Annotated in this window: 11 protein-coding genes and 5 pseudogenes; 5 read left to right on the forward strand and 11 right to left on the reverse strand. The window is 32.9% G+C overall.

The window, feature by feature from the left end; translation table 11 throughout:
* Positions 1–284: 284 nt before the first annotated feature.
* From DN393_RS00005 to DN393_RS00040, 8 genes and pseudogenes are all read right to left on the reverse strand, one after another.
* A pseudogene (locus DN393_RS00005) lies at positions 285–437 on the reverse strand (IS4 family transposase); the annotation flags it as partial.
* A gap of 149 nt (positions 438–586) precedes the next feature.
* Positions 587–1,816, reverse strand: a complete 1,230-nt coding sequence (locus DN393_RS00010; RefSeq protein ID WP_149173090.1) for an IS110 family RNA-guided transposase — start codon at positions 1,814–1,816, stop codon at positions 587–589.
* Between the two features lie 239 nt (positions 1,817–2,055).
* Positions 2,056–3,333, reverse strand: a pseudogene (locus DN393_RS00015) (IS4 family transposase); the annotation flags it as partial.
* A 201-nt stretch (positions 3,334–3,534) separates the two neighbouring features.
* Entirely contained in the window at positions 3,535–4,590 is a 1,056-nt protein-coding gene (locus tag DN393_RS00020; RefSeq protein ID WP_149173091.1) for an alpha/beta hydrolase, read from the reverse strand.
* Positions 4,591–5,194: 604 nt separating this feature from the next.
* Complete coding sequence (locus DN393_RS00025; RefSeq protein WP_149173092.1) at positions 5,195–5,872, reverse strand: hypothetical protein; 678 nt, start codon at positions 5,870–5,872, stop codon at positions 5,195–5,197.
* A 56-nt stretch (positions 5,873–5,928) separates the two neighbouring features.
* On the reverse strand, positions 5,929–6,144 hold the full coding sequence (locus DN393_RS00030; protein WP_149173093.1) for a hypothetical protein: 216 nt from the start codon (positions 6,142–6,144) through the stop codon (positions 5,929–5,931).
* A pseudogene (locus DN393_RS00035) lies at positions 6,145–6,378 on the reverse strand (recombinase family protein); the annotation flags it as partial.
* A 232-nt stretch (positions 6,379–6,610) separates the two neighbouring features.
* On the reverse strand, positions 6,611–7,507 hold the full coding sequence (locus tag DN393_RS00040; RefSeq protein WP_472926283.1) for an Rpn family recombination-promoting nuclease/putative transposase: 897 nt from the start codon (positions 7,505–7,507) through the stop codon (positions 6,611–6,613).
* A 674-nt stretch (positions 7,508–8,181) separates the two neighbouring features.
* On the opposite strand from DN393_RS00040, the gene DN393_RS00045 reads away from it, so the two are divergent.
* The 3 genes from DN393_RS00045 to DN393_RS00055 all read left to right on the forward strand — a co-directional run bounded on the left by DN393_RS00045 (position 8,182) and on the right by DN393_RS00055 (position 10,003).
* On the forward strand, positions 8,182–8,889 hold the full coding sequence (locus DN393_RS00045; protein ID WP_149173095.1) for a CotZ-related putative spore coat protein: 708 nt from the start codon (positions 8,182–8,184) through the stop codon (positions 8,887–8,889).
* A gap of 99 nt (positions 8,890–8,988) precedes the next feature.
* Complete coding sequence (locus DN393_RS00050) at positions 8,989–9,546, forward strand: BclA C-terminal domain-containing protein (protein WP_255449607.1); 558 nt, start codon at positions 8,989–8,991, stop codon at positions 9,544–9,546.
* Between the two features lie 112 nt (positions 9,547–9,658).
* On the forward strand, positions 9,659–10,003 hold the full coding sequence (locus DN393_RS00055) for a DUF3992 domain-containing protein (RefSeq protein ID WP_149173096.1): 345 nt from the start codon (positions 9,659–9,661) through the stop codon (positions 10,001–10,003).
* Between the two features lie 232 nt (positions 10,004–10,235).
* Here DN393_RS00055 and DN393_RS00060 read toward each other — a convergent pair.
* The 3 genes and pseudogenes from DN393_RS00060 to DN393_RS00070 form a co-directional block, all read right to left on the reverse strand.
* A pseudogene (locus DN393_RS00060) lies at positions 10,236–10,712 on the reverse strand (transposase); the annotation flags it as partial.
* Positions 10,708–10,940 (reverse strand): annotated as a pseudogene (locus tag DN393_RS31800) (DUF421 domain-containing protein); the annotation flags it as partial. The pseudogenes DN393_RS31800 and DN393_RS00060, both read right to left, overlap by 5 nt.
* A 544-nt stretch (positions 10,941–11,484) precedes the next feature.
* Positions 11,485–12,123, reverse strand: coding sequence for a DUF2953 domain-containing protein (locus DN393_RS00070; protein WP_149173097.1), 639 nt, complete (start codon positions 12,121–12,123; stop codon positions 11,485–11,487).
* A 728-nt stretch (positions 12,124–12,851) separates the two neighbouring features.
* Here DN393_RS00070 and DN393_RS00075 point away from each other — a divergent pair.
* Both DN393_RS00075 and DN393_RS00080 read left to right on the forward strand, forming a co-directional pair.
* A complete protein-coding gene (locus DN393_RS00075; protein ID WP_149173098.1) occupies positions 12,852–13,199 on the forward strand; it encodes a YxeA family protein in 348 nt (115 codons plus the stop codon).
* A gap of 171 nt (positions 13,200–13,370) precedes the next feature.
* Positions 13,371–14,999: an amidase family protein gene (locus tag DN393_RS00080; RefSeq protein WP_149173099.1), complete on the forward strand. Its 1,629-nt coding sequence runs from the start codon at positions 13,371–13,373 to the stop codon at positions 14,997–14,999.
* The last annotated feature ends 362 nt before the right edge of the window (positions 15,000–15,361 follow it).

Genomic DNA, 15,361 nt, shown 5'->3' on the forward strand with positions numbered 1-15,361 from the left:
TCGAACTTTATGTTTAGTAGGGCATACCCCATCATCAAGTTGAAATTTTAAAATACCCCCAAAACGAGAAAATTGTACGTTTTAATCTGGAGACGTCAATTTTCTCATTTTCGGGTATTTGCTTTTCTTAGCTTGATGGTGATGGGGTACTGCCACATCGCTATCAAGCTAAGCTTATACAAAGTCAATTTTAGGCGAGATTGTTCCTTTTTTCTAAAGGGCAAGTGTAGGTGATTGAAAGATTTGCATACGAAATAAACCCTAACGGGTTTCACTTTTTTGAATTAAGCGGCTTGATTGTCCGACATAGTACAATTATAAACGACACCTAATATATCAAAAACTGCTTTCTTCTCATACCTATGGAATTTTCGCCCGTTTTGCTGTAGGAGATTGAACAGGCGAAGTAATACCTTTGATAGCTCTTGGGTGTTTTCTTACGATTAGTCAACCTGTATTTTTAGTTTTTTACTGGAGTGAATATCAGAATGAACAAGTACTTGTTATCATGCATACCAAAAACCCCTAATATATACTCGTTTTTTTACTAGGGGTGAGATATGATATGATGAATGAAACTATGATATTAGGCCGTTAACCGATAATCATAGTGGATATCATGTGTAATAAGGTGAAAGAGGAGTTTCAAGAACTTGTTTACACATGCAATGGACGCAACTTTATGACATTTGTTATAGGGTTGCGTTTTTAATTTATCGTAATACTCAACAATGTGATTTTGTCCGTAACGTCGTTGTTTAATCATGTTCTGGATGATGAGGAAAAGGAGCTTCCGCAAATGTTTATTTCCACGTTTATTGATTTTATCTTTAAAAAAGGTTTTACCTGATTGAAAACGGCGTATATCAATACCAGCAAATGCATTGAGTTGCTTGTTATTGTTAAAACGAGTAATATCTCCTATTTCAGCCATCAAGCGTACTGCAGTATTCGGTCCAATCCCAGGAAGACTGAGAATGATATCGTATTCTGCACGTTGCTCGGCTATATATACCATCTTGTTAATACAGCATTCTTTTTGGTGAAGAAGCTCTTGATAGCGCCTTGCGTATAATTTGAGTTGATCACACAGAACATCGTTCTGAGAAACAGCAGGATAGGAAGTTTTCGCTATTTCAAGTATTTGAATCGCTTTTTTCTCCGCTGTAATATTTGATATTTTTTTATTGGTGTTGGCACGAATACGATTTTTTATAATGGTTTTTGAAAGACCTAAAATATAATCTGGGTGGGGGAATAGTTGAACAAAATTTAAAAACAAATCAGATTTACTGGTAAATATTCTCTCCGACTCAGGAAATGTTAATTGGATTACTTTATGCATACGACCACGAATTATCGATAATTCACTATCCAGTTCGCTATACAATCTAGAAAGAGATTTTAACTGATGGAATAAGTTATTAGTTCCATTAGATACCCTTCGGGTAACTGTGAAATGAGTGAGAGCTAATCGGTGTGCATCGCTTCGATCGGTCTTATGAATCCGTAAGGAATCACATTGTAGCTTGGCTTCTAATGGGTTTAATAAACAATATGTATACTGATTATCTTGCATAAATCGTTCTAGCTGCCTGGAATAGATTCCTGTTGATTCGAAAACAATTTCAGGTGATTCGCCGTTTTCATCTGTAACCTTGTTTTCATCTGTAACCTTATGTATCTTTTCTTGTAGCTTTTTAAAATCTGGCTTAGTATGCTTGATTTCACTTTCGAATACGCATTGTTTTTGTACATTATAAATGACCATATAGCTTTTACCCATACTGACATCAAATGCAATAACGTGTTTCATATAGCTCCTCCTCAGGTGGGATTGAAGTCTTCAACTTACACTTATCTATTCTCATTTCTTATACACGATCTCGAAGACCAACATACTAAAAACTGATTCAAATAAGGTAAGTGAAGAAGGTCAGTTTTGTATACGGATTCAGGATCCCAAAACACCCACGACCTTCTCTTCACTTCTACTATATAAAAAATAGTAGTGCGAACCACTGCCTTGGTCTACACTACTAATCTTAGTATGTTTTGTATAGTTTGGAATAGAAGAAGGAAATAGTCTTTAATCATATATATGGCCTTATATTCACTCAGTTCTCGTTTCTTTTTCATAAGAAGTAATTGCCGCATTTGAAACATGGTAGAAGAACAAAGTAGAATGGCAATCAGTTGCCCATACAAATGGCATTCCAATCGTTCTCGTTTTATCTTTTTACAATGATGAATATGAAAGAATGATTTCCATGTTTTAAATAAAATCTCGATTTGCCAACGTAAAGAATACCAATCATGTACTTGTCCCATTGGGACAATATCTATAGGGGTATTTGTCATATATACATTGATACCGCTAAGTCGTTTACTACGAGCAGAATACTTCATTCCTTTCTTTTTTTCTCTTACCGTTTGATCGTGTAATCGTTTTTGTTGTTGTTCTTTTGTTAGTCGATGAACAATCACACGAGTTGGTACTTTATCAGTCATTCCTACATAAGCGTTGGATATTTCATATGTTTGTCCTGGCTGAAGAGAGTTCATTAAAACCTCCATATCTATTTGGATATACTCTGTACCCTTCTTAATTCTGCCATCTTGAAAATAATCAGGGTTTGGATTTTTTTGATAAATACGTGTATTCGATTTAATACGTGAGATATAATAAGCCTTTTTATCTTGTATATGTTGAAGATCTTTCAAATGAAAATAACCTAAATCTTGGATACATAAATCATTCGCTGTTACAGTTGGGGCACACAGGGAACCGTAGGTTCGATCATGTTGTTTACCTGGACCTGTATGAATATGAAGGAATTGTCCACTTAATAAATCATACTCAAGCTGTATCTTTACTCCCGCTGTATGGCTGCATCCTCCCGCACCAGGATAAACCGATGAAAATATATCCGGGAGTTGAAATGCAGTTGAATCTAAAATACGAATACGCTTGAAAACAGAAGTGTATGGAGAAGAAATCGGCATAGATGCGGCCAATTTTTTGCTTAGTAGTTCGGCTAGTAGGTGTTGTAAAAGTTGGACGGCCGCCTTATTAAACCGTTGATTCAGTCCCTCAGGACTGATGAGTACTTCTGTTGATGCTTCTAAACAGCTAGATAACTGAGTTAAAGAAGTCATAGCTACATTTTGGCTCATCCATACACATAAAGCTACTAAATCTTTTGCTTGGTACTTACTGGTTCGTTGTACAAAGCCAACATCTCTAGCAAGATCCCGTAAAGCATTTGGAGATAGTACACTTTGAATCTCTTGAGCAAATAGTTGTAATTCGTTAGACACAGAAACAAACATAAAAAACGCCATCCTTTCCTATGATTCTACAGAAAGAATAGCGTATTTTTTCGCTCGATGACGATGTGGTGTTACCTCAAATATAATTATTTTATTTGAAGGTTGTAGTTTTAGAATAAAGTTTGTTCAAAATGGAGTTGCTCTTTTAATATAAGAATATGATTTTTATAAAACAGATTGTTCGGGCAAATACCTCAAAGATTAGTTAGAGGAAGTGATCCCCTTCAGAAACGTCTTTGTCTGCTTCAGACTAAGTATACTGGCTGGAGAGGCCATATCAAACTGATAGCCGTGACCAGCTTTTATCTCATTGGGATCGAAAAATAAAGAAGTAACTGGGATGTCCTTTTCTTGAAGTGTAGCGACGAAAGTCCTGGCTTGTGTTTCAAATGAATTCGTGTTGCCGTCGGTTACAAATGCAGGAGGGAAGTCTTTAGTGATATACTTTGACAGATTTAAGACATCAAACTTCGGATTGTCCATCCAGTTCTTATCATCCAAAATGCCCCAGCCCATACGTTTGATTATGAATTTTTGCACGGGTTTTAGATTGCTGTGCTGAAATGCTGTAATATCGTAGGGGGCGCTATATAGTAATAAGCCCTTGATTGTATTCGTCGATACGGATTGCGGGATTCCCACGAGATTTGCATATTCGGAATTGGTTTGAATCAGGGCAAACTCCCCGGCCAAGAAAGCTCCCGCTGAGGAACCGGCCAAGATCACCTGCGATGGGTCCAAGGGGTATTTTTGAGCTAACTGGTGCAAATAAGACAATACCTCGCCGACCTGCTTCGTCTGATCAAACAAAGTAGCCCCTGGCGCTAACTCGTAATTCATGGATACTACAGCAAATCCTTCCGAGGCAAGCGCCCTTGAATAATCCGCAGGCATATACTTGTCTCCATTAATAAAGCCTCCACCGTGGATAAAGATGATCACAGGCAGTGGCTTCGAATTAGTTTGAGGAAGGTAAAGGTCCAATTTATTTTCTTGGTACTTGGATGGATATGAGATGTCAGAGAGAACCCGAGTTTGTTTCATAAGAGCGGGCAAATCGGATGGGTGGGAGCCATAATTTTCAGGATTATTCTTGCTGCCAAGCATTTGGAGCACCCAAATGCTTGGCTGAGGTGTCCAAATGGTGAATGCAGCCGTGATTAGCACAATCATCAAAACTGCAATCCCTATAAACTTGACTAATTTGAAGTTGCGCTTTTTTTCTACTCGTTGGTTGGGTATTTGTACTTGTGTCATCGGTTAACCTCCTGCATCCATGTCCTCGGTCTCAGCATAACCGGTTATTTTTAATATGAATTTCATGGACGGTATCGTTTATTTAATTATATCACTTCTAATTTGAATCGTAATTCAAAAACTTATTCAATTAAAGCGCCTTTTAATTGAATAACAGAGGAGTTTCTATTAGCTAATTTAGCGAAAATGGAAAAATATTAAGGTTGATATACAAAGACGTGTAGTAATCGACCTATACTGCAGTAATAATAATACTTATAATCATTAAAGACCATTCTATAACTGGAGAAAAGTATCCGTTCGTACTTAATGTAGAAGAACTTACACCAAGTATTAAAATAACTATTTGTAAAGGTCAGTTTTTAACCAATCTGAATCCCCCTTTAAACAATAAAGATGTAATTGATTGTAAGGTAGTTATCTATGGATATTTAACTTATTTTTTTGGGGGGTATTCGCATTTATTAGCTTGATAGCGATGTGGCGAGACCCCCTATATGTCTTAACAAGATAACGCGTATTAATAACCTGACACGCCCTAAACATCATAAACATATTCCCACCACCACCTTTAATACAAATTACCTTTTACCTATCCTTATACTCACATCTTTATCAAAGCTTTTTCAGTTTCATACCCTAACTCTAATTGATAAAATTCTTCTAATGATTCTACAGCTCCTGCAAATTCTAAAATCTTAGGAATTTCTTTTCTTGATTGATAATAAATTGTTTTTGCCTGCGGTATTTTATGATCTGTTTGTACGCTCTTCATTCCAACATTTAACTCATTATGTAGCACACGAACAATATTATTTAATACATCAACAGAACCATGTATACGCAAACGAGGACGGATATAAATTCCTTTTTTATATTTCCCTTTCATAGTGCTGACTTCATGTAACAAGCGAATATACACACTAACAAATACCTTTTCACTAAATGCTCCTCTTGGAAATACTCGATTTCCTTTTGAAATTGGTGTCCATCCCATTTCTTTAATCATTTGTAAAAATGGATGATTAATGTTTATACCTACCTCCCAAAAACCACTTTTTTCTTCAGGTAATCTCTCATTATACCTTACTGTGTTACTTCTAATAATTAATTGGCGGAAGCGTTCAGGAATCCATTGTTGTTTATTTCTTATAGTAAAGCTATCCTTTCGTTTTGATCCGAATCTCCAAGCAATTGCTAATGCTTCTGCAAATCCATCTGTTTCAAGAAATTGATTAAATTGTTTTTCCTCTTCCTCAGTTAAACTGAATTTTTTACTCATAACAAATTCCCCTAGCATCAATTAAATTGTCGTTTTCCAACACACATTATTTCAATTTATTCCTTAGAACTCCTTTTTTGAATCTTCCCTAAGACAATAATCCCTATACTTATTGTCCCTACTATCACTAATACAAAACCAATCCACCACAACACCATTTTCAATCCACTTATAACTTCTTCCCCTGATCGTCCAGATGCCCAAAAACTATACATAACTAAAAAAATAAACCCCACTAACAATATTAATGTATCAAAATTTATTTTCTTCATTTATCTTCCTCCCCCCTCATCATTTCCCTTTTCCTTTTTTCTTTTAGCTCGTTGCAAGGTACTCACACTAATTCCGGTCATTTCTTCTACTTCTCTATAAGATTTCGTTTTCAATAAATCAAGTGCATGATCTATTTGTTTCTTAGTAAACTTCTTTGGACGTCCTTCTTTAAAATCCGGATTCAACTTTGCAATTGCTTTTCCTTCTTGTGTACGTTCTACAATCATATCTCTTAAGTTGTGAATAAGGTATTCTTTTAGATACTCCAACGCAGCTTCTCCTCACAAAACCAATTTTATCCATTTACCATATAAAAAGGAGTTAATTCGAAAATCATTAAATGATACAGATTTTATGGTGAATTCAAAATATGGGGTAGGCAGATATTTTTACACATGCTAAATTAAGAGCTTTGCCACTAAAAAACAACACCTACAGTATTTGTAGGTGTTGTTTTTTCATCTTTTAGACTTGTAAAATATTTCGTATTTCTTCTATGCGCAAATTTGTAAACTTCGCAATATCTTCTATTGGCATTCCATTTTTGTGCATACCACGAATAAGTTGCATTTTCCCTTCTTCTATGCCTTCTTCTATTCCTTTTTTAATTCCTTGCTGCTCTGCATGAGCAAACTTTGCAGCCTCATCCATAAGAGCTTTTTCCCTTGCTTCATAGGCTTGTCGAAAAGAAGAATCTTGACTCATACGCTCCCATTTATCCATTGCTTTTTGTAAAATCGGATCTTGATTCATGGCAATATCCTCCAATGTTTGGGTTAATTGTTCATCTTCATTTGCTGGGAGTAATAATAACCAACGAACAAATGTATCTTCCCAGGGATTGACTTGTTCATTTCGCCACTGTTGCATCAATTTCGGAATCTCCACAATATGAACTTCGATATCATCACTCAACAATTTCTTTTGTTGTTGATTCCATAAGATTCCCGTTGTATGAAATGCATCATATTCAGGAAACATAACGAAATTCAACAAATTAATTGTAATGGTTTTATGAAGAGCACTATACGGCATTCCTTTTTGAAGTTGGGATGTGTATAGTCTTCCCCAGTAATAAAGGCTACGTTTTATCATATTATGGGTGTTATTCATTTGTATTTCTATATTTACTTTCGTGCCGGTATCTAATGTAGCGGAAATGTCTAGTATTGATAATTTATCCTCTTCATGTTCGCGATGTAAATGAGGATCTTCTAATTGTAAAGAAATAATAGGTGATTCTAACGAATCTTGTAACGTTGCATTTAAAAAGGCAACTAAAATATCTTCGTTACCACTTGTACCAAATAATTGTTTAAAAGCAAAATCAATACGCAAATTCACTAATTGTTGATTGGACATGGGTTTTCCTCTCCCCATCTCATAAGATGTTTTTCTTTCATTGTACATAAAAGAGTAACATACATGCAAACAGGCTCTTATGTAAATACACATAAGAGCCTGTTTTATAACAACATACAATACAAAATTAGATTGTTGCATAGAATGAAAAATTGCTGACTGTAAGAAAAACTCAAAGCTAGTATACAAAATAACAAAAAAGAATTCAATACTTACAGATCCCTTCACCAGCAATATTTAGTTTTTGAATTTTCTTTCATTTTAATTTATACTAAAGTAAAGAGACATGTCTCCTTTAGGCTATGTTCGTTACAAAACCAATTCCTATATATGGAATTGGTTTTGTAATTTATTCACTATAAACATGCATCACGTTTGCGGTTTAATATCCCTAATCAAAATCCTTTTATGCTATAATTTTCATAGTGACAAGTCTCTTCTATAAATAAAAATTTTATTATTGACAGAACATTCATAACATTATGTTGGTTTACATCTTAATTTGAATGACTTTAATATTAATCTCTCTTTTTATTTGTGCTTAAATTTCTTGAATAACATATACTATAACAAAAATATCGTGGTTTTTACGATGTTTTTGTACCTATCATTGTTTTTTAATGAAATTTAGGTTTCATAACTACACAGTTAGCATTTTAAGGAATGATTTAAATATGAATAAATGGCTTTCTTTAGAACTAGAAAGAATTATAAAAATCCCTTTCCCTCCTCATTCTACAAACTGGCCAACTACTTCCCCTTTTTGTTTATTTAATTACAATGGAAATTTATTTACTTTAACAGGTAACAGTAAGAATGGCCCATTCACTACTCCCTTTTTTACAGTTAAAGCAGTAGATACTAAAAAGAATTGTGCCTTACTTGAATTATTATTTCCATTTCCAGTTATAAAAAATAAAAACACCCAAAAAATGCCCTTAAATACATTTTGTTGTGTTGAAAAATTATTTCATACAGAAAATCAATTATTTGTAAATCTTGCTGACTTATGCGGCTTGACCTTTGTAGACATTCCAACTTTTGATTGTTTGATAAAATCAAGAGTGATAAAAAATAGTTTGTGTTTAACCTATTGTTTAACACAAACTTGTCCATCTCGAATTATATGGAAAAAAAGTAAAAAATATCGAAATAATACAGCCACCATAACAAGTTCTTATAACTCTGGAACAAATTCAGAATTACAAATATTTTTATATACTAAAACCAAAACTTATAATTTGTTCATCCCGAAGGGACGTTGTAAATCAATTACTGTATCAGATTTAGAATATATTAAAATCCCCACTCCACAAAAATTTGCCGCTGGTACTATACAAATACAACTTAATTATTATTACAAAGAAAAATATTATTTTTAAAATTATATTTTTTCTGTTTAATCATGACCACAATCTAAAAAAGGACATACACTATTAATAAATTAATTGCACTATTCCTTAAAAAGGGGCGTTTATAAATTGGCCAACAAACTAAATTTCACTGGACCACTCGGATGTTGCGGTATTAGTGGGAAAACAGGTCCTACTGGAGTAACTGGCCTTACTGGAATAACTGGTCCTACTGGAATAACTGGTCCTACCGGAGATACTGTCACCACTAATTCCATGTTTGCTTCTAATACAATTGGTAGCGCCATTAATGTCGCATTAGGTGGAGCTACTAGTATTCCTCTTCCTAATAATCAAGATTTAGATGGTTTTACAGTTAATGGGACAAATACCACTTTTACAGTACCACAATCAGGAAGATATTATATTACTTATCAAATTAATACTACAGCTGCAGTAGGTATCGGTGCTGGTTCAAGAGTTTTATTAAACAATACTACTCCTATTCCCTCCTCTATATTAAGACCAGCTATCAGTGTATCTACTTTTAACAATGATGTTATTGTTAATTTAGTTGCTGGAGATACAATTCAACTACAATTATTTAGTAGTATTCTTTTAGTTGCTACACTGTTATCAATCGGAGGTTCAGTTGGAGCAGCCTTAACAATCATCCGAGTGTCATAATATGTACACTTAGTGAAATTTCTTTTAACCCAGAAATTTAATGGTCCAAACACAATCTGAAAATGAAACATACAATAGTGTATCTTGTTTATAAAATTAGGGGGAATGAATATTGGCACAAATAGGGAATTGTTGTACTGAACAACTATGTTGTGTAAATGATGCCGTATGTTGTACTATTATTCTAGATGATACGGATGGAACTGCTTTACCTATTTGGGATGATAGTACTACATTTGTGATAAATGGGACAATTATGGTGGAGAATAATGGTGCAGTTGGAGTGGGATCAACAGCGGCTCTTACTGTAAATGGAACCGCTGTTGGTGGATTTGTCGTCGCACCAGGAGAATGTAGATCTATTACGATGAATGATATAAATTCAATTGCAATTGTGGGTTCTGGAACAGGTACATCTAGTGTTAAGATTTCTTTCTCATTAAATTATAAATTCTAATATAAAAAAATATAGTTGCTTTGTGTTTTTACCTCCACAAAGCAACTATATTTTTATTGGGATTTTCAACGCCCCCATACAACTTAATTTATAATTATAAAATCAAACGTATTTTGTTTTTGAATCCCCTTTCATTTTTAGTTATATTAAATTAAAGAGTCAGGTCTCCTTTAAGTCTATGTATGTTAATGAATTGCACACAAAAAAGAAATTTTTATATAGTTGAATTGTTTTTTGTTATCCGATAAACAATCACACGAGTTGATACTTTATCAGTCATTCCTACATAAGCGTCGGATATTTCATATGTTTGTCCTGATTGAAGAGAGTTCATTAAGACCTCCATATCTATCTGTATATACTCTGTACCTTTCTTTATTTTTCCATCTTGAAAATAATCAGGGGTAGGATTTTTTTGATAAATACTTGTATTTGATTTAATACGAGAGATATGGTGAGCCTTTTTATCTTGTATCTGTTGAAGATCTTTTAAGTACCCCCCCTAAATCACGGATACATAAATCATTTGGTGTCACAGGGAACTATAGGTTCGGTCATGTTGCTTACCTGGACCTGTATGGTTGCATCCTCCCACCCCAGGATAAATTGGTGAATATATATCTAGAAGTTGAAAATGCAGTTGAATCTAAAATACGAATACGCTTGAAAACAGAGAGTATGGAGAAGAAATTCGCACAGATGAAATTAGATTTTAATTGTAGATATTCTAAAATAACTACTGAAATGACAAATATAAGTGCACTTACAATAGCAGTTAATACATTTTTTCTACAATAGGTTGTATAATAATTGTACCAATAGAAATTATCACTACAGTTTGTGCTAATGTCATCTGCGAAATAGACTTTCTACCTGCTAGTCATAATAAAAGAATACCACTCAAAATTAAAATAAAAGATTCCCAAATAAAATTCATATAATTTCCCTTTTGTACTCGATTGACAATTTACTGAATATTTCGTAACAAGAACTTTTGTTATAACCCTGCATAACATTTTTAATCTCGTATACACTATTTTTGTAACCAGCGGTTACAAATTATTTCTGTAAGCGCAGCGTTTCTTTTGTACAACGAGCAGTTAGTTTTATTAACTAGCTGCTTTGTTGTGCTTACTAAAGTTTTTATTTAGCTTTCTTGTATAACATTTTTGCTTCTGCTCATACTATAGCTGTAACCTTAAGTTACAACGTGTTGTGGATATCGTTCTTGTTGAACAATAAAGCAGTTAGTTAATTGAGCTAGCTGCTTTATTATTTAAATACACACCACCACTTAATACGTACAAACGAAACATTCATGTGATATTCTTTTTCAATATTAATTTTGTGCAGAGAGTACCTTGAAAGGCACTCTTTCATTTTCAAATGTAGTCTTATCATAATTACTACATGTAAAAAACATAAAAAAAATTGCTGAGAATGAACGAAATAAGTAAATTTCTCTTTTTTATTGTCACTCATTATGTTTGAACTGATTCTTCTGTGCTTACAAATTGTTGTCGTTTCATGAATATAAGTAACATAAACACAGTTAGTATTGAACGATAAATATGAAATGACGCTGTTAACTCACACCTAGATGCGAAACCTTTCCCTTGAAATACAGGTGTAATTTCAAGCTCTGGTATATCAATAATATGCATATATTCTCCAGCAACTCCGACAACCATTCCTTTTATTGACCACGCAAAACCTGTGATGATTCCAGTACTAGCTGCGTCCCCTGTGCCAATTTGTGAGTGCCATCTCCATTGATTGATTTTAACTTTTTTTAGATTTTTTTTAAGTACAGAATGCATCTCTTGCAACTTTTTTACTATCTCTCCCATACTATCAATCTGTGCCATTACTTTATTTTCAATACCGCCCTCTTCTTCCGCTTTTTCAATTTTTTGTCCAGTCTTTTTTTTCTGCTTTTCTATTCTCTCTAACACATTGAACGTATACTTAAATTTCCATACTTTAACTTGTAGTAAACACTGTTTTTCTATTTCTGTATATAAGAAAGTAACTTTCAAAGATATTTTCAAAAACAATATAAACAAAATCATCAATGACAAAATTCCAATCCCAATTACAAGCCACTTCATACTTATCATCCTTTCATTCCATATCCATTATCGACATGTCCAAGGAACATTATACGAATTCTGAAAATTACGTATGAACAATCATCTTTAAATAATGAACGACATATAGCGTCTATCTTAAACCTTTTGTTTTACAATCATAATAATTAAATAGCATGGTAGAATATTGATCATTAAAAAGAACAAAAAGTACACGAGTTCTGAAATGCTACTATATATATTATTCTACTTCGATTGGCTATTTTATTTTTAGGAGCTAATATTACGTTAATGATAAATCTTATATTATATCCTATTATTGATTATTATTCTTCAGAAGGTTCTTCTGTTGGATCTGGCTCATCTTCATCAACGCCATTGCAACCACATAACAAACCTACAGATAAAACAGTAGACATAAAAGTAAGTAAATATTTTCTTTTTTTCACGAGTTTATTACTCCTTTCGATTAAATATTTATGCTATTAAAAACATACGTTTCAAGGTTTTCAAAATAAAACAAGAACATTTATTCTATTCAAAGTAATCCAAACTAATAACTGTCACTATTAAAAGACAACACCCCTCATAAAAAAGCAGATAGCCGGTTACTTGTTTTACAGGAAATCGGCTAATCTGTTTTAAAAGGACATTTTTTATTATCTTACAAAATTGTAATATTACTGTCATGTTGTTGTATTTTTTCTTTAGTGAAAAGGAGTTACAATAATAATAGTAATAGAAATGAGGTGAATGAAATGAAACGATATATAGTAATTATCAGTATTTTACTCGTCTTTACAACAATGTTAACAGGTTGTAACTTTAGCCGTATTGGAACAGATAAATATTATGTTCAAATTACAATGGACGGTGAAAAACTAAAAGACAAATTAGATGATGGATATACAAATTATCAATATAAATTACCTGGGTTTGATGAAAAAGGTAAAGAGAAAACATTAGAGTTTAAAGCAGATAAAAATATTCGTAAAGACGCATTTTTACGAATATATTATTCTGAGAAAAAAGGAGTAAAGTCTTGGGAAGAGGTTAAGAAAGATGAAATCCCTACAAAAGTGAAAGAAAAACTAGGGATAAAGTAATCCAGTAGTAATATAAAACTTAAAAGGAGATTTTTTTGTTAGTTATTAAAAAGTTCTTCTACCATTTATGTATGTGACAATTCAAGCTCTAGTTTTTTAATATACAGTACATGCTTAAATTATTAACTCTTTTGTCTGTTGACATATAAATTTGATATAGGAGGAAGCAACATGAAGAAATGGATGAAAGTAATATTGGCAATTGCAGGAGGAATTCTTGTATTATTAACTGCCGGTGGTTATTATTTTTACAAAACAGTTATTTCACAAATTCCAGAACAAGCAGAGCGGATTGTTTATGATAAAGAACGTGTGTTATCACCCCTAAATAATCAATTAAAAGGAATAAATATAGAAAATATAAAAAAGAAAGAAAAAGATATTGTAAATGCAACTATAGATGAAATCCAAAAAAAGGTTGATGAGAATCAACTGTCGTATGAAGAGTTAGTAAGTGTTTATCTTCTCCGAATAAAAGAACATGATCAAAATGGAGTTTCATTAAATGCTATTACAGAAATTAATCCTGATGCAATTGAAGAAGCTCGTAAATTAGATAAAGAACGTACTATAAATAAGAAATCTAATTTATATGGTATGCCGATTATTGTAAAAGATAATATACAAACGGCTGATGTTATGCCAACAAGTGCAGGGACAGTTGTATTGAAAGATTGGATAGCTGATGAGGATGCTTTTATCATTAAAAACTTAAAAAGACAAGGAGCGTTAATTTTAGGGAAAGCGAATATGTCAGAATGGGCGAATTACTTATCTAATAAAATGCCTAGTGGCTATAGTGGAAAAAAGGGACAAAATTTAAATCCCTATGAACCTCTCGTGTTTGACACAGCAGGATCAAGTTCAGGTTCTGCTACAGTGGTAGCTGCAGACTTTGCTCCTCTTGCAATTGGCACAGAAACGGTCGGTTCTATAGTCGCTCCAGCTTCTTATCAATCAGTAGTTGGGTTACGCCCTTCTATAGGACTTATTAGTAGGACTGGTATTATTCCGCTATCAGAAACGCTTGATACAGCTGGTCCGATGGCTAAAACAGTAAAGGATGTTGCAATACTTCTGAACACAATGGTAGATTTTGATGAGAAAGACGTAATGATGAAAAAAGTAAATGATAAAGAAACAAAAGACTATACAAAAGATTTACTAGTAGAAGGATTACAAGGGAAAAAAATAGGAATCCTTTTCTCTTCTGATCAAGAAGATGATATGGGCAGAAAAGATGTTTTAGATAAAATAAGGAAAGATCTCCAAAATGCAGGTGCTATCTTAACGGAAAATATAAATTTGAATAAAGAAGTAGTAAGTTCAGATCTTCCCACGATTTTAAAACATGAATTTAAGCATGGTATTAATACTTATCTTACTGAACAAAAAAATATACCAGTAAAATCATTAAAAGATGTAATTGAGTTTAATAACAAAGATAAAAAACGAAATGTTAAATATGAACAATCATTAATTGAAGAATCCGCGGACTCTTCAATTAAAAATGAAACATTACAAAACCTTGTCAATAAAGCTCGAATAAATGCAAAAAAAGAATTAGATAAATATTTAGAGGAAAAGGCACTAGATGCCCTTGTAATGATCGATAACGATCAAGTGATATTATCAGCAATTGCTGGTTATCCGGAACTATCAATACCAGCTGGATATGATTCAACAGGTAAACCCGTAGGTGTAACATTTATAGGAAAAGCATTTGGTGAAAAGGAATTATTAAAGCTGGGCTATGCATATGAACAGCAATCACAGAACAGAAAAGCACCCCACCTTTAGAATGAAAGCAACTTATTTTGCATGATCCTGATATTGAAAACCTCTCAAGCTTAGGTGAGTTGATATATTTTGCTGTAAAGTCGTACATTAGGCTCCTTCCGATTGAAATAGAATGTAAAAATGATATTAAAATCACAATGGATGTATTAGATTGAAAAATTTTTTTACAAAACATACGAAATGTTAAACGCATAACATAAAAGCCATTGATATCATCAATAGATATCAATGGCTTTTTGTTTGAATTTTATATAAAATAATAATTTTTATGTGGATTTTTAAATGAAAATGTTCTATAATTTTTATTTTAACGCTGTATAGGGAAATTAGAAGAATTATTGAGTATATCAAATAGTTTTTCC

It is taken from the genome of Bacillus sp. BPN334 (assembly GCF_008368885.1).
Taxonomy (GTDB): domain Bacteria; phylum Bacillota; class Bacilli; order Bacillales; family Bacillaceae_G; genus Bacillus_A; species Bacillus_A wiedmannii.

Bases quoted from the DNA above. Each gene is read 5' to 3' on its own strand.
- DN393_RS00070 (WP_149173097.1), bottom strand. From the start codon at position 12,123: ATGATAAGTATGAAGTGGCTTGTAATTGGGATTGGAATTTTGTCATTG.
- DN393_RS00045 (WP_149173095.1), top strand. From the start codon at position 8,182: ATGAATAAATGGCTTTCTTTAGAACTAGAAAGAATTATAAAAATCCCT.
- DN393_RS00040 (WP_472926283.1), bottom strand. From the start codon at position 7,507: ATGTCCAATCAACAATTAGTGAATTTGCGTATTGATTTTGCTTTTAAA.
- DN393_RS00020 (WP_149173091.1), bottom strand. From the start codon at position 4,590: ATGACACAAGTACAAATACCCAACCAACGAGTAGAAAAAAAGCGCAAC.
- DN393_RS00080 (WP_149173099.1), top strand. From the start codon at position 13,371: ATGAAGAAATGGATGAAAGTAATATTGGCAATTGCAGGAGGAATTCTT.
- DN393_RS00030 (WP_149173093.1), bottom strand. From the start codon at position 6,144: ATGAAGAAAATAAATTTTGATACATTAATATTGTTAGTGGGGTTTATT.
- DN393_RS00010 (WP_149173090.1), bottom strand. From the start codon at position 1,816: ATGAAACACGTTATTGCATTTGATGTCAGTATGGGTAAAAGCTATATG.
- DN393_RS00075 (WP_149173098.1), top strand. From the start codon at position 12,852: ATGAAACGATATATAGTAATTATCAGTATTTTACTCGTCTTTACAACA.
- DN393_RS00025 (WP_149173092.1), bottom strand. From the start codon at position 5,872: ATGAGTAAAAAATTCAGTTTAACTGAGGAAGAGGAAAAACAATTTAAT.